The organism is Colwellia sp. C2M11 (assembly GCF_018860915.1).
Taxonomy (GTDB): domain Bacteria; phylum Pseudomonadota; class Gammaproteobacteria; order Enterobacterales; family Alteromonadaceae; genus Colwellia.
This window is the reverse complement of sequence record NZ_JAHKQD010000018.1, coordinates 1-24,324: the sequence shown is the minus strand read 5'-3', so window position 1 is coordinate 24,324 and position 24,324 is coordinate 1. Positions and strand designations below refer to the sequence as shown.

Here is a 24,324-nt window from a genome sequence, read left to right as displayed (position 1 = left end):
TTAATATTTTTAATGAATATTAATTTGCAGATAATATTCCTTATTTAGCCCAATATATTTGGGTATCTATCACATCATTGTGTAAAAAAGCTCTAATTGGCATTTCAAAAATATCGTGAGTGCTCAGAGCTTTATCTAATACTTGTTTTTTATTATCACCACACACATGCAAAAACACATTTTTACTGGCTTTTAATGCCGAAAAACTAAACGTTATACGTTGATGAGGCGCTGTTTTTGGTTGAACTTTCATTAATGAATTAACATTATTAACATCTAGGCCTTGTTCAATTTCATCACTGCAAGGAAAAAGCGATGCAGTGTGACCATCTTCTCCCATACCTAAAATAACAACATCTAATGGTAATAATGCATGATTAGCAGCCAAATTAAGATCTGCTAAAGTCTCGTCACATAATTCATCACCCTGCTTAAGGTGAAAAAACTTTGCCGAAGCAGCTTTATTAATGAGTAGATTTTCGTGAACTAATTTAGTATTACTATCATCTGAATTTATATCAACCCAACGTTCATCAGCCAGCGTTATCGTTACTTTCTTCCACTCAATTGACTTATTAGAAAGCGCCTTAAAAAAACCTTTAGGGGTTGAACCACCTGAAACAGCAAGACTTGCCTTGCCTGTTAAGCTAATAGCCGACTGCAGTATTTTACTAATCTTATCTGCTAATGACTCGTCTAATTGTTCTCTGCTATCAAAGTTATTTAATTGATACATGATTATTCAACCCACTGGCGATCATCTCGCGCAATTAAAGAAATAGAAGAAACCGGTCCCCATGATCCCGCAGCATATGGCTTAGGTGCTTCATTCGTTGATTTCCATGCATCAATAATACTATCAGCCCATGTCCAAGCAGCTTCAACTTCATCGCGACTAACAAATAACGACTGGTTACCATTTAAAACTTCAAGCATTAAGCGCTCATAAGCATCAATAACACGTTGATCTTTATATGTATCATTAAAGCTTAAATCTAATTTGTTTTCCTGAATGTTCATTTGTGAAGCAATACCAGGAATCTTATTCATCATTTGCAATTCAACCCCTTCATCAGGTTGCAGACGAATAGTTAATTTATTTGCAGGTAAATCACTGTAGCTATCTTTGAAGATATTATGTGGTTGCTCTTTAAAATGAACAACTATCTCACTATGTTTAGCTGGCATACGCTTACCAGTTCTTAAATAGAAAGGTACACCTGACCAACGCCAATTATTAATTTCAGCTTTAATAGCAACAAAGGTTTCTGTTTTACTATTAGTATTCGCACCTTCTTCATTCAAATAACCAGGTACGCCAACACCATTTAAATAACCATCAGCATATTGGCCACGTACTGTTTTTTCTTTTACATTAGTACGATCAATAGGGGAAAGTGCTTTAACCGCTTTTAATTTTTCAGCACGAATACTTTCTGCACTTAAATCAGCAGGCGGTTCCATAGCTAACAGAGATAATACTTGTAATAAATGGTTTTGAATCATGTCGCGCATTTGTCCAGCTTCGTCGTAAAAGCCCCAACGCCCTTCTATACCAACACTTTCAGCAACAGTAATTTGAACATGGTCAATGCTATTTCGATCCCAATTGGTCGTAAATAGTGAATTAGCAAAACGCAGAACCAACAAATTTAAAACTGTTTCTTTACCTAAATAATGATCAATACGGTAAATTTGATTTTCTTTAAAGAAACGGGCTACTTGATTATTAATGACTCTAGAAGATTCTAAGCAATGACCAATTGGCTTTTCCATCACCACACGATCTTTATCAGTAACAAGATCTGCATGATTCAAACCGTCACAAATATTGCCGTAAATGGCAGGTGATGTAGAGAAATAATAAACACGGGTATCATTCCCAGTTGATAATGTTTTTGCTAAATCTTTGTAGGCATCAACTTTTACTAAATCAAGTTGTTGATAAACTAAACGCGCCATAAAGCGGGCCAACACAGACTCATCTAATGATTCTTTAACAAAAGTATTGATATTTTCTAGCACAAAAGCTTTAAATTCATCTAAATCGTGCGTTGGGCGAGCAACTCCAACAATACGGCTATTCTCATTAATTAACCCACACGCTTCTAATTGATATAGTGCCGGCAATAATTTACGGCGAGATAAATCACCTAAAGCACCAAAAATAACGATTTCACTGGCAGATTGACTATCTAATTTATTCATAAAAACTCTCTGACCTCTTAATACCTCAGTACAATTATACTGATGATAACTATCATTTTACTTCATGGGAATGATGAACAGTAAAATTCTCACCCATATACAACGACTCTCTCATAATTTAAATAAAACAGTAGAATTGTAACTTAGCTACATATGCATCTAATTTAGCGTTTGAGTGTTAATCAGTAAAGAACTTTCTGTAATTTTACTACATTTTATTTATAAAAAGCCTAAAAATATTAAAAAACTGACCTGAACTATAAGATTGTTCGAATTTAATGCGTTAATATTACAAACAAAACAAATCAAATCTCGCTTTATTTATTAAAAATTTGCAAAGTCACTGTGTTTTACATTATATTAACGTTAATTTATGAAATAAAATTTCATTTTTTATGTTACTAAAAAAGAAAATAAATTACAGTAAGCATATACAGTTATAATGCAGTAACTATTATTAGTTATATAATTTCAATATTATCACGCCAATAAGTGGCTAGTAATAAGTAGGGCCAAGGTCACAAAATAATGAATATATTAGAAAAGATCACTAACGAGCTGGACACCCTAAGTAAATCTGAACGAAAAGTGGCAGAAGTTATACTCTCTTCACCCAATACTGTTATTCACTCAAGTATAGCTGCGTTAGCAAAACAAGCGAATATAAGTGAGCCAACAGTCAATCGTTTCTGCCGTCGATTAGATACAAAAGGTTATCCTGATTTTAAACTACATTTAGCACAAAGCTTAGCTAACGGTACTCCTTATGTTAACCGTCATGTAGATGAAAATGATAGCGCTGAAGATTATACCGATAAAATTTTTGAATCAACTATGGCTAATCTTGAGTTAGCACGTAAAAGTTTAGATTCATCCTTGATTAACCGCTCTGTCGATGTGCTTACCCAAGCTAATAAAATATCGTTTTTCGGGTTAGGTGCTTCAGCCATTGTTGCTCATGATGCCCAAAATAAATTTTTCCGCTTTAATGTTCCTGTCGTTTATTTTGATGACATATTAATGCAACGTATGAGTGCTATAAATAGTCGTCAAGGTGATGTTGTTATTGTGATATCACATACAGGAAGAACAAAATCATTAGTTGAGGTTGCTAGTTTAGCAAAAGAAAATGATGCTACCGTCATTGGGATCACAACTAAAGACACACCACTTGCTAAAGAATGCAGTATTGTTTTATCTGTAGATGTTGCTGAAGATACTGATCTTTATATGCCAATGTCTTCAAGGATAGCGCAATTAGCACTGATAGACGTGCTTGCAACAGGTTTTACTTTAAGACGCGGTAGTAAGTTTAGAGATAACCTAAAGAAAGTAAAAGATAGCCTAAGAAGCTCACGATTCGACCGAAAAGATTAATAGTAAACTCATTGTACAAAAATTGAAAAAACCAAAATAAAATATATTTTTAGACACATTAAAAAGTTATAAGGATTAACATGCCTAGAAGAACGAAGATTGTTGCTACCCTTGGTCCAGCAACTGATGATAAAGCAAAATTAAAAGCAGTTCTTGCTGCCGGTGTAAACGTAGTAAGACTTAATTTTTCTCACGGCGTACCACAAGATCACATTGACAGAGCTAATAATGTACGTGAAGCGGCGAAAGAATTAGGTATATATGTTGGTATTTTAGGTGATTTACAAGGACCTAAAATCCGAATATCTACGTTTAAAGATGGCCCTATTAAATTAGCTATTGGTGATAAATTTGAACTTGATGCAACATTAGAGAAAGGCCAAGGCTGTCAAGAAAAAGTAGGCATTGATTATAAAAAACTTGTACAAGATGTTAACGAAAATGACATTTTATTACTTGATGATGGTCGTGTTCAACTAAGAGTATTATCAACTTCAGATACCTCAGTATTTACTGAAGTAACTGTTGGTGGACCATTATCAAACAATAAAGGCATTAATCGCCAAGGTGGCGGTTTAACGGCTCCAGCATTAACAGCAAAAGATAAAGAAGACATTAAATTAGCCGCTAAAATCAATGTTGACTTCTTAGCTGTTTCTTTCCCTCGTGATGCTGCCGATATGCGAGAAGCTCGCTCTTTAGCAGAAGCAGCTGGCTGTGATGCACGCTTAGTTTCAAAGATTGAACGTGCAGAAGCTGTAAATGACAATGACGTGCTTGATGGTATTATTTTAGCCTCTGATGTTGTTATGGTTGCTCGTGGTGATTTAGGTGTTGAAATTGGTGATGCTGAACTTGTTGGTAAACAAAAACACATTATTGCTCGCTCTCGTCGATTAAACCGTGTTGTTATTACAGCCACACAAATGATGGAAACCATGATTGAGCAACCAATGCCAACACGTGCTGAAGTTATGGATGTTGCAAACGCAGTGCTAGATGGTACTGATGCTGTAATGTTAAGTGCTGAAACAGCTGCTGGTAAATATCCAGTAGAAACAGTGACGGCCATGGCCAATGTTTGTGTCGGTGCAGAAAAACACCGTTCGGTAAATATATCAAATCACAGAATGGATCTAACCTTCGATGAAATATCTGAAACGGTTGCCCTTTCTGCTATGTATGCAGCAAACCACTTAAATGGTGTTACTGCAATTATTGCATTAACAGAATCAGGACAAACCAGTAAATTAATGTCTCGCATTACTTCTGGCTTACCTATTTATTCATTATCTCGCCATGCTAAAACATTAAATAAAACAGCTATTTACCGTGGCGTTTACCCTATTGCTTTTGATTCAACTGACAGCAGTGTTGAGGCATTAAGTGATGATCTATTAAAAGTTGTTTGTAAAAACTCAGAGTTGGCCGTTGGCGATAAAATTATATTAACCCACGGTGACTTAATGGAAACAGTTGGCGCTTCAAATACATTAAAAGTATTAACGCTTGCTGAAAAGCACTTTAGTTAATTAGTAATAGTTAAATACTAGTCTTTAGCTACATACTAATGGTCAGTTACTAAGACTAAATAGCTAACCTAATAAAAAAACAGCTAGATTATAGATTTACTCTATAAACTAGCTGTTTTTTATTTTTCAGTACTATATTAATCACGACGCCAATTTGACGATCATAATTGCGCTATTTATCTAAACCGCCCATACACAAGTATTTTATTTCTAAATAATCATCTAAGCCATACTTAGAGCCTTCGCGACCATTACCTGATTGTTTCATACCACCAAACGGCGCTGCTGCATTAGAAATCAATCCTTCGTTAATACCAACCATACCAAAATCTAAACCTTCAGCAACACGCCAAATTCGACCAATATCACGAGAGTAAAAATAAGCAGCTAAGCCAAATTCTGTATCATTCGCGATACTAATAGCTTCACTTTCATCTTTAAAGCTAATAATTGGTGCTACTGGGCCAAAAATTTCATAATGCGCTACTGGCATATCGTTCGTAACTTTAGAAAGTACTATAGGCGCTAAAAAGTTTTCGCCGATAGATAAATCATAATCACCAAAAGACATCTCTGCTCCCTGACTAATAGACTCATCTATAAGCTTTTTAACATCTTTAACTGCCTGTGCTGTGATCATAGGGCCAACCGTAACGCCTTTATCTAAACCATTCCCAATAGATAAACCTTTGACTGCTTCAATAAATTTTTCAGTAAACTCTACTAATACATTTTCCTGCACTAGAATACGATTAGTACAAACACACGTTTGACCAGCATTTCGGTACTTTGATACTAACGCACCAGCAACAGCGGCATCAATATCAGCATCATCAAAGACAATAAACGGCGCATTACCACCTAACTCCATTGATACTTTTTTCACGGTAGAGGCACATTGACTAATAAGCGACTTACCAACCTCTGTAGAGCCGGTAAAAGTAAACTTAGCTATATCTTTATGCTCAGTTAGCACCTTTCCCATACCACGAGCATCATCACCAACAACAACATTAAAAACACCTGCTGGAATACCAGCCCTTTCAGCAAGCTCTGCCATAGCAAGTGCAGATAAAGGTGTTTGTGTTGCAGGTCTAACGACAAATGTACAACCCGCAGCAAGTGCCGCTGCTGCCTTACGAGCAATCATTGCATTAGGAAAATTCCATGGCGTAATAGCAGCAACCACACCGATTGGTTGTTTGATCACAACAATACGCTTATCACCTGATGACGCAGGAATTGTATCACCATAAATTCGCTTACCTTCTTCAGCAAACCATTCAATAAAAGCAGCACCATAAGCAATTTCACCTAAAGCTTCAGTTAAAGGTTTACCTTGCTCTAGAGTTAAAATACGACCTAAATCATCTTGATTTTCCATCATTAAGTCAAACCAATTACGTAATAACGTAGAGCGTTCATTTGCTGATTTTGCTGACCATGCTTTTAACGCTTTTTTAGCTGACTGTATCGCTAATTCAGTTTCAATTACGCCAGCATTACACACTTTAGCCACTTGCTTGCCTGTAGCAGGATTCAAAATTTCTATTTCATTTATACCTGTGTGCCAACAGCCATTGATATAAGAAGCGTATTTTACTAATTTTCGATCGTTTAAATGTTGCATACTTTTTGACCCCTTAACTAATATAACATGGCAGAAATAATGCTTTACAGCCGTTATTATAACGTACAATAAAAATTATTTAGAGAAGTCTATCAGTAGCATTTCATTAGATGCATATGTTTATTGCGTTTCTTAAGATAAATCAGGGGGAAACTCTTAATTGGAGCACTGACAACACGGCTTATTTCAGCCATCATAAGTTAACAATAATTTAAGGTTATTGAGGTAACTATAACCTTGCTTATTAAGATATTAGCGGTATTGAAACTGGCTTACTGATTCGTGAGCGAGTATTTTGATTAAGTGATTACTTGAGGGAAAAGAATAGTAAGCATGAACAACCTGTGAAGTATAGATAAAAGGCTATTACCTATACTTCTTTTGTTATATGTTCTTTGTGTTCTTTGTGTTCTTTATAGGGGGCGATTAATTAAAAAACTAATTAACTTAACAAATTAATTATAAATTTATTAACTGTTATAGATCCATGCTAAAAAACATTTTGAATCGATTACATTAGTAAATTTAATTAATTTTGAACCGTTTTGATCAGTAACAACAATATTATTTTTGTTAACTGAAATAGATTGTACAGGTGATTTAATTGAATAAATCATACCTTTATATGTATAAGACATAATAAAACTCTTTTAATTTGCGTTTAAACGCATGAATAATAAAAGCTATATTATTGTGTGAAAACTTTTCGATATTTATAAATATCAACTCAATACGAGAATATATCTCGATAACTCAGACAATAATTGAAGCTTAATAATTTGAGTGATGACTAACTGTGAAAGGGAAAGACAAAACAATGATTACCGTGGAAGGTAAACTGTTAGATAAACGAGAGGAGAGTAAATAACACGGCAAGTATATAGATTAATTATGGTGAAGTAAACAACTTATACTAAAATACCGTTATTTAACTTAATAAAAATAAAAAAGGTGCTAATGAATAGAACCTTTTTAAGTTATTGATCGAGCCATACTGTTTTTATATTTAAAATAAAAACAGTATGGCTGTTCTAGTAGTTAATCATTTATAGAGTTAAATATTTTACTAAACGATGTTGCTACATCGATAGTAATTGGCAATTTTAATTTTCTAGCAATATCACTAGATGAAATTACCCCTCGAATATGATGATGACTTTGATCGAGCACCAAACAATGGCGAACTTTATAATGTTTTAATGCTTCAATAACATCACTCACTTTAGCTTTTTCCAGCTCTTCAAAGTTAAATGCATTTAATGACGCTCTGGTAATCATAACATCAGACACTAATAACTCTTCGCGTGTAAAGCCTTGTGCTATTTTTGCCATAATATTCTGTTCGCTAACTTCATTACTGGTGATAACACCTAAAAATTCATCTTCATCTGTCACTACTATTTTCATATGAACATGTTCTTTCATCATTAACTTTATTGCATCGACAGCTAACGTACTCGCGTCAATCATAAGGGGTTTATGCTGATTAAAATCAGTAAAAATATTAATTGCAGGTGAATGCATATTTATATCTTGAAACTGTTCAGGTGTTGCAATTTGATCGATTTTGTCTAAATCAAGAAGAGAAAGTGTTTTCATAATAGCCTCTTTATCTGTTCTAATTTACTACAGATAATTCAATAAATTTTATGAACGAAGCAACCAAAATCATAACTATATTTTCACAATAATAACTACAATTTGATTAATTCGTTGTATGTTTGATAAAAGATTTGACTACGCTAAAAAATATGAAGGTCGCTTACACAGCATTATCACTATTGATTATTGTTAAATAAAATAGTTAAAGGTATAAGGTCTATTTATATTTCAGCATAAAGAATTATGAAATAGGTGGGGCTCTAGGATGAGCTACAAAACGAGTAGCGGTAACAAACGACGTACTTTTATTTAAAGTACGTACTGGATGATATTTGTTGATTTGATAAAGACCCGATACTGTAGGTAATGCATCGGTAGGTTGGTCGTTTACTTCACTATTATCGATAGATAAGTGAACAATAGCAGAATCAGCATTTTCAATATCAAAGGCGTTTTTATTCTCTGCAATACTATATGCAGTGACTAATACCAATAAAATGGCGCAATATCGAAAAAGGTAATTTAAGTTCATAACTTCATACTAAGTTAACTTAGATTAAGAGTAAATATAAATTTTCATATAATTGCAACCACTAAATAAATGTTATTCGGTCAAACTAAATAGGAAATAAATACTTCATATTATAGCTGACCGTAAAATTTATCCTTCAAGAAGCTCAGCAGGCAAATCATCCTTTTCTTCCTCCCTTAAAAAAGGTGCATTTTGTCTAAGCATTTTGGTAATGTCGATAACATAATCAACACCACGTTCAGAGTAAGGTAATAAGCCTGTAGCTAACACTTCAGGATTTAACTCCTGCTCTTGTGATCTTAATTCAAACCGAATAGTTCGAAACACACGATATGCATTATGAGAATTAATATTATCAAAATAACGGGTAACGGCTTCATCTAAGCTTTGAAAAGCGGCAACCTCATGACTTGCACCAGTATTTCTACTATTTGGAACCATGCCACAGCCCTCTTGATAGCACCAAATTCCAAAGAAATTTAATCCAATACGAGAAAAACGTGAAGTGCCCCAAGCCGATTCATTTGCCGCTTGTACTAAAACTAAAGGCATAGGGATAATGTCTACACGCAAGAGTAAAGCGTTTAATTGTGACAAAGTCGAAGCGTTTTTATTAACCCGATATTTTTTAACTAAACGCTTTAATTCTTGATGTTCTTGCTCTGATAGAGGTAATTCTAATGAAACATGTTCAAGCCAAGTATTTAGTTTCGCTCTAGTTTCTAATAATTTTTTATTCTGCTTGATAACAGCAGGTTTTATAAAATCAAAAAACTTTTTCTTTTTAGTTTGTATATCTAAAATCGCACCAAAATCAGGTAGTTTCACCTCATGTAAAGGCTTCTCTATTACTTTTTCTATTGGCGCTTTTTTTGCTTTACTTGTTATAACTTTAGTTAATGGCTCATCAATCGTTATATCGACTACCGTTGGTTTCAAGAAGGTAAAAGGAGCGAGCAAAGCAAGCATTAAAAATAATATTAATACAACTTTAATTAATATTGTGATCTTCATAAACAATCCATAATCTATTGAATTTACTGAGCTTAGGCTGAGAATGTATCATCTGAATCAGATTTAATCGTTTTAGGCGCTACTTTTGTTACACCTTGCAGATTACCGACATACTTATCAGTTGCGATGCTAATACCAAAGATTTCACGGTATAAGATCCCTTTAATATTATAATAAAGCGGAGCAAGAAATGAGAGACCAATCAATAAAACAATAATACCTAATGGGGCGAAGCTTGATTCAATTAATAATGCTAAAGGCATAAATAACAATACTAAGGAGAGGAATAAAACCACATAAATATAGAGTAAAGAAAAAAACTTAAAACGTAGCGTTTGAATAGATAAAATAATCGCTTTCATTGGTGTCATTTTTTTCTCAATTACCAAAGGAATTGTTAACGATAATGTTATCGCTAAAAATATACCTGGTAATACAAGTAACTGAAAGCCAATGCTAATTAATACCGAAGTAAATAAAGCACATAACACAACCCAACTTGCTCGTTGTAAAAAAGAAAAAATCATTTTCGCATGAGTTTTCATCCCCACAGCGTGTGATACCCCCATCATTTCAACAGCACCAAGAAAAGGCCAGACGGCAACAGTAACAACTACATTTAATAACATGCTTGCTTGAGGATCAGCTAATACCGCTTCAATTCCACCAAGATAATTGCTTCCAATAAAAGAAACCAACATACCAAGTAACACAGAAAACAATAAACCAACATTCATTGAAATTCTAGACTGTAATGTTTGTTGCCATGCCTCGGTAAAAATACCTTTAACATCAATTTGATAGTCACCTTTAAGGGCACTTTCAATATTACCGCCGACTTGTACAATAGTTATTTTTTCTGGCAAAACAATGATCCTTTTATGCTTTTTATCGTTAGATTTTATCACTAACATACGTGTGAAGAATTAAATGGCTAGATATTATACCCGAATATAAAACAGAATGTTGACAGAGGTATGTTATCTAGCTCAAATCACTGGCTACAATTTGTATCGCTAATAGCAATAATACTAGACCCATCAACCGATCAATAAGGTAACCTTTTATTTGTAAGAAATTTCTCATTTTATGGTGGGTTAGTAAGTAAGATAAAAAAACAAACCAAATTGCAGTAGCGATAGCCATATATAAACCATAGCCAAGTTTAATTGAAAATGGTGTTTCTGGTGAAATAACAACTGAATACACACTAACAAAAAACAAAGTTGCTTTGACATTTAATCCATTAATCAAAAAACCGGTAAAAAAAGCATTTTTTGCCGAAGGTTTTTTCTCATCACTCAGCATGGAAACATTTACATCATTTACAGTGTTCAAAGGCTTTTTCGCGCGTAAACCGTGCCAAGCAATGTAACAAAAGTAACTAGCGGCAATATATTTTAGAGCCGTAAATAAGCGTTCATCACTAGCAATAATCACACCTACCCCAACAAGTGAATAAATAACATGTAATAAAATGCCGGTACCTATACCTAAACTTGTAAAAATGGCAATTCGACGATCGTATCGAATACTTTGCTTTAATATAATAGCAAAGTCAGGACCTGGACTTGCAACAGCAAGTAAATGTACTGCTGCAACAATAAAAAACTGTTCTAAATATGACATACTGGTTCTATTTACTTAAGGGTGCTTCGAATGGATACGTTGAAGTATTTCCTGAAAAAAGTTACTGCCTTTTTCATTGGCCAACGCAATATTATTTTCAGGAATTTTTTCTGGTTCATTATAAACAGATAAAACTCGAGCCATACTCGCTTCGCGAATTATATGAATAATGGGATATGGTGAACGGTTGGTAAAATTACTACTATCATCATAATCTTCCCCTTCAAAACAATATTCTGGATGCATACTTGCCAGTTGAAACAGACCTTCAAAACCAGATTCAACAAGTAGATCATTACCATAATCAACCAAATCTAAATAACGATCAAAACTACGAAAGCCATCACTATAAACAATTAGCGTGGTTTCTATTTCATCATGGGCTTGTAAATAACGACACTGCTCTATTAATTCATGTAAAGCAGCCTTTACTTGATCAGCCTTAGAATGATGATAATGAATAGTGTTATTCACAAATTCTTTTTTAGCGAACGGACAAAAATTAAGCGCTATTATAACTTCTTCTAGCCATTGTTTAGTCGCCTGAATTTCTGAAGGTATATCTGTACTTCCAATGTCCAAACTGTTCGTTTTACCTGTAGGCATAAATGTAATTCTAATTAAACTAAATACGCGCTAGTTTATCCTGAATATCAGTAAAATCATACGGTGAATACTCAATAACAAATGAGTACTAGTTCTTTAGTTAATAGATTGCTGTAATTGCCACATTTTGCTGTATTTACCTTGCAAGGCCAACAATTGTTGATGACTTCCTTGCTCCACAACTTCTCCATCATTCATTACAATAATATTATCACTATCAATAATGGTTGATAGTCGATGGGCAATAACCAAGCTTGTACGGTTTTTGGTAACATCATTAATCGCCCTTAAAATAGCTTGTTCTGAATGGCTATCTAATGATGATGTTGCTTCATCAAACACCAAAATTTGTGGATTTTTTAAAATAGTACGTGCAATGGCAACCCGTTGTTTTTCACCACCTGAAAGCTTTAAACCTCGCTCCCCTACCATAGTTTCTATACCATCAGGTAAACTATTTACAAACTTGGTTAAGTGCGCTAATTCTATAGCGTGCATCACTTGTGCTGCACTAGCGTCTGGATTACCATAATTCACATTGGCAAATAAAGTATCATTAAATAACACAGTATCTTGCGGTACTATACCGATGTTTTGACGCAATGAATGTTGTGTCACTTTGCTAATATCTTGATTATCAATACTAATAGAGCCTGAACTCATATCATAAAAACGAAATAGTAATTTAACCAATGTTGATTTTCCTGAGCCACTTTCACCAACAACGGCAACCTTGTCTCCTCCCTTTATCTTAAAGCTGACACCCTTAATAATCGGCCGTTTGCTATTATATGCAAAATGGATATTATCAAAACAAATCTCAGCTTGATCAACAATTAACTCATTTGCATCAACGCAATCTTGTACTTTTGGTGATTTATCTAATAAGCCAAATAAATTTTCAATATTCGCTAACGAGCCTTTAATCTCACGATAAACAAAACCTAAAAAATTCAACGGCATAAATAACTGCATCATAAAAGCGTTAATCAGAACAAAGTCACCTAATGTCATTTTATCTTCACTAACATGTACCGCAGCAAGTGCCAACATTGACGTCATCGCTATAGCGATAATAAGCGCTTGTCCACCATTTAAAGCAAACAAGGATAAGCGATTTTTAATTTTGGCTTGTTCCCACGTACTTAATTGTTTGTCGTACGCCTGCGCTTCATAATCTTCATTGGTAAAATATTTAACTGTTTCATAATTAAGTAAGCTATCAATAGCACGTGTATTACTAGAAGAGTCAGCTTTATTGGCCGCTCTAACATAACGTGTTCGTAACTCTGTTGCGTATACTGAATAAGCAATATAACTAAGAATTGATCCTAAAGTAATTAATGCAAACCAGATACCGTAATTAATAAATAAAATAGTCACCACCATAACGATTTCAAGCAAGGTAGGTACAATATTAAAAATCATAAAGCGCATTAAAAAGCTAATCCCCGAAGTTCCACGATCAATATCGCGAGATAGCCCACCCGTTTGACGGTTTAAGTGAAAATCTAAATCAAGTTGATGCAAATGACGAAAGACTTTCAAACCAATGCGACGTATTGCTCGCTCGGTTACTCGCCCAAATAAAGTGTCGCGAATTTCAGCAAAGACCACAATAGATAACCGTACAAGGCCATAAGCTAGCACTAACCCTATAGGTACAACTAAAGCTTGTGCATTTTCAGGTGCTTTAGCGTCTAAGGTATCAACAATATCCTTTAAAATAAAAGGTAAATAAACACTCGCAATTTTTGTCAAAATTAAACAACAAAAAGCTATAGCAATTCGTGTTTTAAATTCAAATAAATACGGTAGGATAAGTTTAAAAGCTTTCCAATTTAGCGTGGTAACTTCGTGTTCAGGATAGCTTGAGCGACGCATAATCTATTAATATCAATGTGGTTTACAGGCATTCTATGCCAACTTGCCATGTTTATCACTCGCTAATACTTAAATAAGTTATTTATTCTTGCAATAACTTAAGCACGCCACTAAAACACCATACTTATGTGGTTCAAAGTCACCTTAGTTATTTCACTTTTTTTAGCTATATACAATGTTTTATCTGTTTGTTTATATAAAGATTCAATTGAAGGGTTACCTTTAATCAAGTCAGTATCTTTTTTTCTGACTCATTCGGTGTTAATTCTCGGTTAAAACGCTAATAAGACCTGCCTCATAGACTATAAATTCTAGATTAGAAGCTAAGCTAAACGGATTTAAACTAACTTAACAATTATTTTAAATATGGTTACCCATTCAATTATATACTAATAAGTTTATAAAGCTTTGTAGGTAGAGTAATAGTTCAAATATAAACTTATCTATATAAACCATGCTATTAGCAAGGTTAGCAACAAATGCAAGTAAAAATTTCGAATATTTTCAGTATGTTTAGCTATGCTAAGTGCTTGAGCACTAGGTTGATATTGTCTAAAATAACGTACTTTTTATTTTATTTAGGTTAATTATATGAGCGATACTAAATCATTACCCGCTTTACCAGATCGCCTTTCAGGTAATCCTCGTAGCCCACATCATGTGGAAGAAATTTTTGAACACAACATTGGCATTCGATTAAACGGTAAAGAGCGTAACGATGTTGAAGAGTATTGTATTAGTGAAGGCTGGGTTAAAATTGCTTCACCAAAAGCGTTAGATCGCCGTGGACAACCGCTTTTACTAAAATTAAAAGGCACTGTTGAAGCTTTTTATAAATAAGTTTTTATAAAAGCATATAACAAGTTGTCAGCTTATTGCCTGGCAACTTAATATGCTTTTTGTTATTTTACTTTATATACTCGGCTAGTTACCCTCTATTGTGCAACAATTAAAGGCGAGAAAAAATGACAAAAAAATACACAACTTTTAACGAATTTTATCCGTTTTATTTAAGTCAGCACACTAATGTAATGTGTCGTCGACTACATTTTTTTGGCTCTTGCTGCATTATTCTGTTGATATTATATGTTTCGATATCTAGCAAGTTACACTTATTATGGTATATCCCACTCATTGGCTATGGCTTCGCTTGGGTAGGACACTTCAGCTTTGAGAAAAACAAACCCGCTACATTTACTTATCCTATATATAGCTTAATAGGCGACTGGGTTATGTTTAAAGATATACTAACGGGTAAAATTAAGTTTTAAATTAATTTATATTGAACGAAAGTTAAAATCAGCACTATTTCCTTAATCCTTCTTTATCTACAGTTTCCCCGATAACTACAGTAGTTTAACGAAAATAAAAATTTTCTGAGCGTTAACAATTAAAGGCAAAACTATGATTCGCCCTACTAAAGAAGAAATAAGAGAACTGCCCTTGTATAAAGGCCTTGCTCTTAACGATATTAACATCATTGAAAACAAACATGATGCTGATGATGCATTAAAAAAATTGCAAACTGAAGTATGCCTTGGTTTTGATACAGAAAGTAAGCCAATCTTTAATAAAGGTGAGAAAAGCCCAGGTCCAACCTTGATACAGTTATCAACACCAGAAAAAGCTTACCTTTTTCCAACACGATTTCCTGTTGCAGTTGCAGCAGCTAGGAAGATATTGAGTGATCCAAAAATAGAAAAAGTAGGTTTTGGTATTAAAAATGATAACAAAGAGCTACGTAATAAACTAAATATTGAAATAGCAAATACACAAGACCTATCTATTACATTGAAAAACTTAGCCGATGAAAAAAATAGTGTTGGAGCTCGTGCTGCTGTAGCAATGGTACTTAAATTAAGACTAGGAAAAGGTGCTCAGAAGTCTAATTGGAGTGCCTACCCACTTAAGAATAGTCAGATTTTGTATGCCGCAAACGATGCGCACTCCGCTATTTGTGTACAAAAAGCTTTAATGACAAATTATAAAATTAACACATAAAAAAAGTGCAGCTTTAATGGCTGCACTTTTTAACTAGCTTGTTATGCATCCTGCATTTATTTAGTGTTCTCATTCATCCTTAAAAACTGTCCTTAGTATATCCTTTGAGTAAAACCCTACTCATTGTCCCTAGCTATAAATCCTTTTACTTCCTTGCAAATTATATTCTCAATCATTTTGAGATTAATTCCATTTAAATGTGCTTCCTAAGCAATATCTTCCTAATATCAATTATCCTTAATTGATCACATCCTTGTTCGTTATCCTTTGGTAGAATCCTATTCACCTGATTTATCCCTTAAATCGTCCTTAAAATTCTAGTAATCCTTACTTTATAAATAATTACCTAGGCAATCCATACTTTAGCAATACTTATAAAAAGCTTCCTGCTTTCTGTCTTCCTGACAAGACTAATAATACACTTAAAAATATAATTTAGGACGACACGAATAAATAGGTTTACGCTTGGAGCTTATCGACAACAGCAAAAAACAAATAAATCCTTATTAAATCAATGAGGTATATTGAGGTAGAAATAAATCATGAGAAAAAAGACAATATATCTCACACCTATGTAAGAGATCTCTCACAAAATAATAAGCAAATGACTATTTAAAAGTTGTTGAAAGAATATAAATTAAAAAAGATGTTTAGATTGTGCTTAAAAAAGTAGCTGATAATAATTAAAAAGCCTAGATAACTAGGCTAATAGATCAAAATTTAACGTGATATTGAATCATTATTTTTGAGAATAAAATCAAGTGCGCCAGTTATTGCCGCTACTTGAGCAAGAATACAGTTTTCAGCATCAGATTTAGGACTGTCTGGATAAACTTCAGTTGTAGTAACATAATTCGCATCAGTTAACCCCATACAAAGACCGAGCTCTCTGCCTGGATAATTTATAACGCCAAACTGCTCTATATCAACCCCAATTAACTTACCACTGTCATCGGCTGGAGCAATATGTGTCACTTTTTCAACAGCATCAATTATCGCTTGTTGAAATTGAGCTTGAGGGTTAAGAGTATTGCCAACCAAATAAAAGCCGTCTGGAATATTCCAAACAGTTTGTTCAATTGCATCGCGTGCTGAAAGTGCAGGTCTGAAAACAGTATTGTCTGTATCAGTCGTTTCATGTAAATCTATGTGCACTAAAATATCAACATCCAGTGATTGAATAAAGTCTATTAAGGCTACAGATTCTTGGGCAGGACTCCCTTGATAAAATGATCGGTTAGGATCAATTGCATCAGGGTTCCATCGATTAATCGTTTCATACCCCCAAGGGCTGACACAAGGAACAACTAACACATTAAAATATTCACTGTAGTCTGAATCTAGATTAGCGGCTTCATTTTGTAAAAAACGTAATGCGCCTTGTACTCCACTCGTTTCATAACCGTGTACTCCACCTGATATTAGCACTGTACTTTTATCACTTTGCCAGTGCTTGCTTTTTAATGCAAATAATGGGTAGCGCTGTTCATCAACTGACAACGCCCCATATTGCACAATATCAAAATGCGAAGATAAAGCATTAATTTTACTAATAACCTCATCTTGATACGAACGCTTTATTGTTTGCAACTCAAACCATTGCTTTTTATCAGCTGCATCCCACTTCTGGCCTAATGTACCAATGGTGCATTCAAGATTATTAGTCATATTACCTCGTTATCTTTACCTTTAATTTGTGAACTTACTTAGAATCTGAGCGACCCATAAATTTATGTTCACTTGTATTCACTTTAATTTTATCGCCTGTAGAAATATGCTCAGGTACTTGTACGATTAAACCAGTTGAAAGTGTTGCTGGTTTAGTACGAGCACTTGCCGATGCGCCTTTTATTGATGGATCAGTTTCAGTAATAACCAAATCGACACTCGCAGGAAGGTCAACAGCAACAGGTACATCGTCAACAATTATAATTGACATACCTTGTGTTTCTTCATTAATAAATAAAAGTTCATCGCTAAGGCTATCTTTGTGTAAGTTATAAGGCGTGTAATCTTCATTGTCCATGAAAACATATTCATCACCATCGATATATGAAAACATTGATGGACGGCGACTTAAATCAGCAAAATTCAGCATATCTTCTGCTTTAAACGTTTCATCTACTTTTGCACCAGTAACCACATCATATAAACGCATACGATACAAACTACCGCCTGCTCTACCTTGAGGTACTGAACGAGTTATATCTCGTACTATTAACACTTTACCATTGTGCTCTATCGCTGCGTTTTTCTTTATTTCGCTAGCCTTTGGCATGAAAAATTCCTTAAATAATGAATAATTAAATTTATATAGGGTTGATAATTAGCAAAGAAAATACCACGAACACAGGGTAATGCAAGTATTCGATAAAACAAATGAGTATTAATTATCACTGCAACGTAATATAAAAAGTAAACTTTCATACATTAGATCATATAAATCTGAGATTTTAACCAATAAAAAAGGCTAGTATAAATAAATATACTAGCCTTCGATTTAAAATTTATTTTTATTCGTTACCGAATGTTATTCATAAGAGCGCTCTAACCATGCCAACTGTAGCTTTAAATCAGCAATTTCATTATTTGCATCAGCTAGTTGTTGTTGTATAGTTTTTTGATCATTATCACTGCTTTCAACACTTAACTCAGTTTTTAATAACATATTATTTCTATCCTCATAGAGCATAAAGCCCATCAACATTGGTTACTACACATGTATTATTACATAGTGAGTTACAGAATTAATAGTATTACTAAGCTATGACAAATATTCACATCAGAAATAATGCTGAATTAATAAGATATTACCACATTAAATCATCTGGAATTTGATAATCCGCATAAGGATCATCTTCGTCTATTTGTTCATCAACTGCCTTATCATTTTGTACTAATATCACGTCCTTATCTAATTCAGCTAGTTTTTCAGCTGTTTCTCGAGTAACAATATAAGTCACATCTTCTAAACCACACAAAGATAAGCGTCCATTAACCAATGCTTTATGCGTAGTAGAATCTAAAGAAAGTTTTTTAATTTTACTACCAAAAGTGTAATTATATTCATTATCACCATCAGTACGCGTAAGTTGGTGGTGCGTTAAGATTTGTTTAATACGTAAGTTTTGTTCTTTATCTGCAAGCAACTGTTTTTTCTTTTCATTTAAAGCATTATCTCTTTCTTGCTTCTCTGCTTTAGCTTTTTCTAAATCTTGCTTAACTTGCTCTTGCAAAGACGCACCATGCTGCACACCACTACGCTTTTGCTTATTTTTTTTTCGTTTATCAGCATTTGCTTGACGTGTTTTTTGTTTGGTTGTTAAACCGGCATTAAGTAATTGATCTTGAAGTGAGGACATTATAATTTTCACTGAGATTTATTGATGCTTTATTCTAACAATAAAAAATGATGAGACAACCCCTGGATAGTTTATCCCATTATAAAAAGATCAAATATAAAACTAAATAACTTATAAACAAACAACAAAACCAAGTGCTTTTTCTTAGCTTAAAGGCTATCTTTACAATGCTATTAATTTGGTTAATTTAAGCAAAGTTTTTGTGATCGATCACTCTGTAATTTCTTGTGGAAAACTCATCAATTGCAAATAAATTTAACGATAAGTCAGGAAAAATAACTACTAGAGAATACTTGTTAGGCCGAGCTTAGCTTAACAAGTAAGTTTTATTGCTTGTAGCAGGTAATAAAAAATCCGCGATAAACGCGGATTTTTATATTAATGAAGCTTATAAAATGAGAACTTATTATTTTAATTTGTTAAGTAATACTTCAACAGCTTTCTCAATTTGCTTGTCTTGACCATTTGCAGATGATTCTGGATCATTTTTGACCATGTGATCAGGTATAGTTTGATTGTTTTCTAAGTAATTACCTTTAGTGTCTTTCATACCAACTTGTGGTACACCTGCACGAAAGTCACCAGATATACCTGTTTCCCACCATACTGCTGTCATTGTGCCAGGTACTGGCATACCTACAATATCACCTAAATTCAATTCATCATAAGTGTAAGAGAAAGCATGTGCATCACTGTAGTTACCTTCATTGATAAGTAATACCGATGGTTTATTCCATTGATCTATAGGGTCACCAGCGTATTTACGACCACGAACGTGCATGGTGAAATATTCATTCCCACTAAGCAGTTTAGCTAAGTCGTTGTGTAACCAGCCACCACCGTTAAAGCGTGTATCAACGACTACCGCTTCTTTATCAAAATGCTTTCCTAATAAACTAGAATACACCGCTCTAAAGCTTGGATCATTCATACTTCTTACGTGAACATAAGCAAGGCGACCATTGGAGAGTTTTTCAACTAACGCTTCTCGCGTACTTACCCAACGTTCATATAACAGATTACTGATTTCTTCTCCGGAGACTGGTTTTATTACTTCCTCAAAACTATCACCTTTAGCATTTTCAAAGGTAAACCTTACACGTTTACCATTTGTATGATTTAACAATTGGTATAAGTTTTGTGTTTTGGTCAATTCAACGCCATTTACTGCGACAAGCTTATCCCCAGGTTTAACTTTACTATTCGCTTTATCGAATGGCCCTTTTGCCAGCACCTCTTCAACAAGTAAGCCTTTACTGTAATCAAAAAATAAGCCTATACGACCTGTACTGTCGTTAGTGCTTGTTGATTTTGGTCGATAAGATGAACCTATGTGCGACGCATTTAATTCGCCTGTCATTTCTGCAAACATATTAGCAAAATCACGACCATGGCCAATTGACGGTAATTTCTGACGGTAAGATTTGCCAACATCATCCCAGTCTATGCCGTGGAAGTCGTCACGGTAGAACTTATCTTTGATTACGCGCCAGCTATGGTCAAACATAAAAGCACGCTCTGAAGCGGTTTTCAGCTGCATAACAGGATTAGCACTAATTGGCTTTAAGCTGATGGTTTCACCAATATCGCCTTGCTTTAACTGACCGTCTGCAAGAATAAAGATTTTTTTACCATCTTCGCTAAAAGACATACTAGCCGATCTTGCATTAAGCTTTGCCACTAGCTCTGTTTTATTATCACGAATAGACTGACGCCATAAATCATAACCTTTCTCAAAGCGGGCTAAATAATATAGCGCGGTAGTATCCTTAGTAAGGTATGCTTCGCTTAAGTTTGAAGAATGAACAGTAAGACGAACAGTGCGACGTTCAATATTATCCCATTCAATATCTACAACTTTTGACGCTTCAACTTTCTCTTTTTCAGTATCTTCGCTAGTCTCTTTAGCGCTATCTTCTTGGTCTTTATTCGATGCTTTTTCTTCTTTGGTTTCTAACTCTTTTTGTAGCTCATATTCTTCCTTCGACATACGGAATTTATCGTAACTATCTTGTGTTAAAAATGCCGCTAAAACATCACCTTCACGACCCCAACTACCGTGGTCACGCATACCAAAACGAGAACTCCACCAAAGCACAGCTTCACCATCTTTATGCCAGGTTGGAGCACCATTATTATAGCCAGATAAGCTAATATCTTTAGGCTGAGCTGAACCGTCTGACGGGAAAACCCCAATATTATTAACAAATAATCGGCTTCGTGGTGAGAAACTTGCGGTCATCCAATAACTGTCAGGTGCCCAAGCAAACGATATGTCACCATCTGCGTAGGAATAATTGTGCTCTTTTCCTAAAGCAACATTTACCTTTTTACTTTCACGGTCAATAACCTGAATTTCATCACGATTTGATAAGAAAGCTATTTTTTTACCATCGGGAGAATAAACGGGTTGGAAGCTATCAGAGTCAGCTAAATGAACCACTTCTTCTTTTAACGTCGTTGCTGCAAAAAAGTATGGTTCAGATTCGTTTGTAATACTTGTTTCGTATAACCCCCAATACCCTTCACGTTCTGCAGCGTATAAAAGTGTTTTACCATCTTTATGAAAAGACACTGAACGCTCTTGTTGCGGTGTATTCGTAATGGCACGTGTTGTCTTAAACTCTGTACTGGCAACAAATACTTCGCCACGGGCGACAAAGGCAACTTCTTTTCCATCAGGCGATACTGAATATTCAGTAATTTTTCCACCTAAAGAAATTGGGAGTAATTCATCTTCTTGTATATCATTAGCTATCGCTATTTTTACATGAGCAACTGAGCCACTTTTACTCGTATACACACTACCATGATGCACAAAAGCTAATGTACCATTATCACTTATCGATAAACTACGAACAGGGTGTTCTTTAAATGCAGTTACTTGTTTTTTATTACTACCGTCTAGGTCTGTTTGCCAAACATTAAAAGTGCCAGACTTTTCTTCAGACGTATAATAAAAGCTGTTTTTGTCTTTCCAAACAGGATTATGATCTCCACCTTCAAATGTGGTTAACTGCTGATGCTTGCCTGATTTAAGATCTTGTAACCAAATGTCACGGGCAAAAGCTGAAACATCATGCTTTCTAAATTGGTTCTCATAGGATTTTTCATCACGATAAAGCACTTGTTTGCCATTGGGAGAATACTGCAGCTCAGATGCTGGAATAGTGGCAAGCATTTCAGGGGTGCTGCCTTTTATTGAAACGGTATAACTTTCAGTTAAACGAGAAGTTGGAAACACCGTTGATTGCTTTGAATCCATACGGCTTGAGATAAATAAGACTTCTTTGCCATCTTTGCTGAAATCTTGTGGAATATCATTCGATGAATGATAAGTTAACCGTTTTGCTTTTCCGCCACTTGCTGGCATTACATAAATATCTAAGTTGCCATTTCTGTCACTTGCAAATGCAATTTGTTTCCCATCACGAGACCAAATAGGATGGCCATCCCAGTCGCTATGAATAGTTAAAGGACGGGCTGTTCCGCCATTAGCTGGGACTGTGTATATATCGCCTTTGTAAGAGAATGCGATCGTTTTACTGTCGGGTGATATACTACTGTGTAAAAACCATTCTTCGCTTTTCTCTGCCGCTGTCGCTGTCGTGGCAAACATAGCCAAAGCCGACAACATATACTTTATTCTGTCCATTGTTACTTCCTTAATAACTTAAAATATTGTTTACACTTTATTATTAAATACTCAACAAATAAATTTCTGATACATAAAAATCAATCCTAATTACATTGAAGCTAAGCTATCAGATTTTTTTCATTGTATTATTCATGAATGATTTTGATATAGTATATCATTGATGACATTATGACATGAATTCCATCCCAATTATCAATGCATTAGTCTTATTTATTCTTATATATCACACATAAAAGCTAATAAAGATATTACTAGGAGAAACCGCAACCAAACTATTTAATTAAGTAGAATAAGGTTCAAGGCGAGGACAAAAGAACCAATACATGGCCCATGTAAAATCATCAGACGAAAAAGTGTTTTATTGTGCGCCTTAATTTATGGTGTTAAACGATAAACTGATTGTTATGTATCAAAAATACAAACTTGAAAAATTTTAGCTAAATCCACACTAACAACTGTACTAAAAATAAAAGACTCCTGATTAAAGTAAAGTAATTAAGCGTAGCTAAAAACTCATAATCCAGTGAGACCAGTTATCCTGTTATGTGTATTTGAATCCAAACTCTGTACAGGCTAATGACTTATTATTTAATGTAATAAAATTAGGTACATTACCAATAATTTCAAATCCTTGTTTTAATAATACATGTTTAGAAGCTGGATTATTTGCTAGTACCTTAGCTTCAAGGTATTGAACACCAAATTCTTTTTTTGCAATTTCAATTAGCGAAGCTAAACAGAGGCTGGCATAGCCTTGAGATAAAAATCGTTTTGAAACCCTATAACCTACAGAAGCTTTATTAGCACTAATATCTCTTAAATTAGCTCTTGCGATAATTTCATTATCTTTAATAAGTAAACCACAAAACGCAGTACTAGAAATTACTTTATCGAGTTCTTCATCAATATGTTGTGCAACACCTTGCTCTGAATAAAAATTATTCTCTCGAGGTTCAATTAATGATTCAAACCATGCTCTATTTTCTAGCTCAAAATCAAATAACGGCTGTAAATGGTGCTTAGATAAAAGTTCAAGCTGCATTGAAATACTCCATACGCATAGACATTATGCTGAATAGATGAGCGCATAACACTCAACTAAAAAACAAATTAAAATCAACAAAATAATATCAGTTTCATTAATTAGGTGAACAAATTTATATGTAGAAAAAATTGCCAAATACAAGGCATTTATTTCAATAACGAGTTGTTCTAATTATTAAATAAATAACGATGTAGTTGGTGATTTTAGCAAGTAGAAATGATCACATAGTTAGTGAGATTGGTAT

The 24,324-nt window shown here is 34.2% G+C and carries 21 protein-coding genes; 5 read left to right on the top strand and 16 right to left on the bottom strand.

The genetic code is table 11. From position 1 onward, the window contains the following. Positions 1–40 precede the first annotated feature (40 nt). Together pgl and zwf are read right to left on the bottom strand one after the other, a co-directional pair. Positions 41–736, bottom strand: a complete 696-nt coding sequence (gene pgl, locus KO509_RS06120; RefSeq protein ID WP_215972406.1) for a 6-phosphogluconolactonase — start codon at positions 734–736, stop codon at positions 41–43. A 2-nt stretch (positions 737–738) separates the two neighbouring features. Next, entirely contained in the window at positions 739–2,208 is a 1,470-nt protein-coding gene (gene zwf, locus KO509_RS06115; protein WP_215972405.1) for a glucose-6-phosphate dehydrogenase, read from the bottom strand. Positions 2,209–2,736: 528 nt separating this feature from the next. Between zwf and KO509_RS06110 the strand changes: the two genes are divergently transcribed. Next, a complete protein-coding gene (locus KO509_RS06110) occupies positions 2,737–3,585 on the top strand; it encodes a MurR/RpiR family transcriptional regulator (protein ID WP_215972404.1) in 849 nt (282 codons plus the stop codon). Positions 3,586–3,665: 80 nt separating this feature from the next. Then, complete coding sequence (gene pyk, locus KO509_RS06105) at positions 3,666–5,117, top strand: pyruvate kinase (RefSeq protein WP_215972403.1); 1,452 nt, start codon at positions 3,666–3,668, stop codon at positions 5,115–5,117. Positions 5,118–5,289: 172 nt separating this feature from the next. On the opposite strand, the gene KO509_RS06100 is transcribed toward pyk, so the two are convergent. The 8 genes from KO509_RS06100 to KO509_RS06065 form a co-directional block, all read right to left on the bottom strand. Continuing rightward, positions 5,290–6,747, bottom strand: a complete 1,458-nt coding sequence (locus tag KO509_RS06100) for an NAD-dependent succinate-semialdehyde dehydrogenase (RefSeq protein WP_215972402.1) — start codon at positions 6,745–6,747, stop codon at positions 5,290–5,292. Positions 6,748–7,785: 1,038 nt separating this feature from the next. Further along, positions 7,786–8,346 (bottom strand): CBS domain-containing protein, encoded by a 561-nt coding sequence (locus KO509_RS06095; RefSeq protein ID WP_215972401.1) that lies wholly within the window; start codon positions 8,344–8,346, stop codon positions 7,786–7,788. Between the two features lie 244 nt (positions 8,347–8,590). Then, entirely contained in the window at positions 8,591–8,881 is a 291-nt protein-coding gene (locus KO509_RS06090) for a hypothetical protein (protein WP_215972400.1), read from the bottom strand. 129 nt (positions 8,882–9,010) lie between these two features. Next, positions 9,011–9,895: a glucosaminidase domain-containing protein gene (locus KO509_RS06085; RefSeq protein WP_215972399.1), complete on the bottom strand. Its 885-nt coding sequence runs from the start codon at positions 9,893–9,895 to the stop codon at positions 9,011–9,013. Positions 9,896–9,927: 32 nt separating this feature from the next. Further along, the gene (locus KO509_RS06080) at positions 9,928–10,761 is read right to left on the bottom strand and encodes a hypothetical protein (protein WP_215972398.1); all 834 of its coding nucleotides are present in this window, start codon (positions 10,759–10,761) and stop codon (positions 9,928–9,930) included. 118 nt (positions 10,762–10,879) lie between these two features. Next, positions 10,880–11,524, bottom strand: a complete 645-nt coding sequence (locus KO509_RS06075; RefSeq protein ID WP_215972397.1) for a LysE family translocator — start codon at positions 11,522–11,524, stop codon at positions 10,880–10,882. Positions 11,525–11,539: 15 nt separating this feature from the next. Then, positions 11,540–12,130 (bottom strand): DUF1415 domain-containing protein, encoded by a 591-nt coding sequence (locus tag KO509_RS06070; RefSeq protein WP_215972396.1) that lies wholly within the window; start codon positions 12,128–12,130, stop codon positions 11,540–11,542. A 96-nt stretch (positions 12,131–12,226) separates the two neighbouring features. Beyond that, positions 12,227–14,014, bottom strand: coding sequence for an ABC transporter ATP-binding protein/permease (locus tag KO509_RS06065; RefSeq protein WP_215972395.1), 1,788 nt, complete (start codon positions 14,012–14,014; stop codon positions 12,227–12,229). Between the two features lie 591 nt (positions 14,015–14,605). Between KO509_RS06065 and KO509_RS06060 the strand changes: the two genes are divergently transcribed. The 3 genes from KO509_RS06060 to KO509_RS06050 all read left to right on the top strand — a co-directional run bounded on the left by KO509_RS06060 (position 14,606) and on the right by KO509_RS06050 (position 16,015). Then, positions 14,606–14,854, top strand: coding sequence for a DUF3297 family protein (locus KO509_RS06060; RefSeq protein WP_215972394.1), 249 nt, complete (start codon positions 14,606–14,608; stop codon positions 14,852–14,854). 125 nt (positions 14,855–14,979) lie between these two features. Then, positions 14,980–15,285, top strand: coding sequence for a DUF962 domain-containing protein (locus KO509_RS06055; RefSeq protein ID WP_215972393.1), 306 nt, complete (start codon positions 14,980–14,982; stop codon positions 15,283–15,285). Between the two features lie 133 nt (positions 15,286–15,418). Next, a complete protein-coding gene (locus KO509_RS06050) occupies positions 15,419–16,015 on the top strand; it encodes a 3'-5' exonuclease (protein WP_215972392.1) in 597 nt (198 codons plus the stop codon). 720 nt (positions 16,016–16,735) lie between these two features. Here the strand turns inward: KO509_RS06050 and KO509_RS06045 are convergent. The 6 genes from KO509_RS06045 to KO509_RS06020 all read right to left on the bottom strand — a co-directional run bounded on the left by KO509_RS06045 (position 16,736) and on the right by KO509_RS06020 (position 24,077). Beyond that, positions 16,736–17,683, bottom strand: a complete 948-nt coding sequence (locus KO509_RS06045) for a M14 family metallocarboxypeptidase (protein WP_215972391.1) — start codon at positions 17,681–17,683, stop codon at positions 16,736–16,738. Between the two features lie 34 nt (positions 17,684–17,717). Beyond that, complete coding sequence (yeiP, locus tag KO509_RS06040) at positions 17,718–18,293, bottom strand: elongation factor P-like protein YeiP (RefSeq protein WP_215972390.1); 576 nt, start codon at positions 18,291–18,293, stop codon at positions 17,718–17,720. 252 nt (positions 18,294–18,545) lie between these two features. Beyond that, on the bottom strand, positions 18,546–18,683 hold the full coding sequence (locus KO509_RS06035; RefSeq protein ID WP_215972512.1) for a hypothetical protein: 138 nt from the start codon (positions 18,681–18,683) through the stop codon (positions 18,546–18,548). Positions 18,684–18,825: 142 nt separating this feature from the next. After that, entirely contained in the window at positions 18,826–19,377 is a 552-nt protein-coding gene (locus tag KO509_RS06030) for a DUF2058 domain-containing protein (protein ID WP_215972389.1), read from the bottom strand. A 406-nt stretch (positions 19,378–19,783) separates the two neighbouring features. Then, positions 19,784–23,032: a S41 family peptidase gene (locus KO509_RS06025; RefSeq protein ID WP_215972388.1), complete on the bottom strand. Its 3,249-nt coding sequence runs from the start codon at positions 23,030–23,032 to the stop codon at positions 19,784–19,786. A gap of 544 nt (positions 23,033–23,576) precedes the next feature. Then, the gene (locus KO509_RS06020; protein ID WP_215972387.1) at positions 23,577–24,077 is read right to left on the bottom strand and encodes a GNAT family N-acetyltransferase; all 501 of its coding nucleotides are present in this window, start codon (positions 24,075–24,077) and stop codon (positions 23,577–23,579) included. Positions 24,078–24,324: the final 247 nt, after the last annotated feature.

Coding starts and splice junctions, on each gene's coding strand:
- KO509_RS06085 (WP_215972399.1), bottom strand. CDS start 9,895: ATGAAGATCACAATATTAATTAAAGTTGTATTAATATTATTTTTAATG.
- KO509_RS06050 (WP_215972392.1), top strand. CDS start 15,419: ATGATTCGCCCTACTAAAGAAGAAATAAGAGAACTGCCCTTGTATAAA.
- yeiP (WP_215972390.1), bottom strand. CDS start 18,293: ATGCCAAAGGCTAGCGAAATAAAGAAAAACGCAGCGATAGAGCACAAT.
- KO509_RS06100 (WP_215972402.1), bottom strand. CDS start 6,747: ATGCAACATTTAAACGATCGAAAATTAGTAAAATACGCTTCTTATATC.
- KO509_RS06075 (WP_215972397.1), bottom strand. CDS start 11,524: ATGTCATATTTAGAACAGTTTTTTATTGTTGCAGCAGTACATTTACTT.
- KO509_RS06020 (WP_215972387.1), bottom strand. CDS start 24,077: ATGCAGCTTGAACTTTTATCTAAGCACCATTTACAGCCGTTATTTGAT.
- KO509_RS06030 (WP_215972389.1), bottom strand. CDS start 19,377: ATGTCCTCACTTCAAGATCAATTACTTAATGCCGGTTTAACAACCAAA.
- pgl (WP_215972406.1), bottom strand. CDS start 736: ATGTATCAATTAAATAACTTTGATAGCAGAGAACAATTAGACGAGTCA.
- KO509_RS06035 (WP_215972512.1), bottom strand. CDS start 18,683: ATGTTATTAAAAACTGAGTTAAGTGTTGAAAGCAGTGATAATGATCAA.
- KO509_RS06095 (WP_215972401.1), bottom strand. CDS start 8,346: ATGAAAACACTTTCTCTTCTTGATTTAGACAAAATCGATCAAATTGCA.
- KO509_RS06065 (WP_215972395.1), bottom strand. CDS start 14,014: ATGCGTCGCTCAAGCTATCCTGAACACGAAGTTACCACGCTAAATTGG.
- KO509_RS06055 (WP_215972393.1), top strand. CDS start 14,980: ATGACAAAAAAATACACAACTTTTAACGAATTTTATCCGTTTTATTTA.
- pyk (WP_215972403.1), top strand. CDS start 3,666: ATGCCTAGAAGAACGAAGATTGTTGCTACCCTTGGTCCAGCAACTGAT.
- KO509_RS06025 (WP_215972388.1), bottom strand. CDS start 23,032: ATGGACAGAATAAAGTATATGTTGTCGGCTTTGGCTATGTTTGCCACG.
- KO509_RS06070 (WP_215972396.1), bottom strand. CDS start 12,130: ATGCCTACAGGTAAAACGAACAGTTTGGACATTGGAAGTACAGATATA.
- KO509_RS06060 (WP_215972394.1), top strand. CDS start 14,606: ATGAGCGATACTAAATCATTACCCGCTTTACCAGATCGCCTTTCAGGT.
- KO509_RS06090 (WP_215972400.1), bottom strand. CDS start 8,881: ATGAACTTAAATTACCTTTTTCGATATTGCGCCATTTTATTGGTATTA.
- zwf (WP_215972405.1), bottom strand. CDS start 2,208: ATGAATAAATTAGATAGTCAATCTGCCAGTGAAATCGTTATTTTTGGT.
- KO509_RS06110 (WP_215972404.1), top strand. CDS start 2,737: ATGAATATATTAGAAAAGATCACTAACGAGCTGGACACCCTAAGTAAA.
- KO509_RS06045 (WP_215972391.1), bottom strand. CDS start 17,683: ATGACTAATAATCTTGAATGCACCATTGGTACATTAGGCCAGAAGTGG.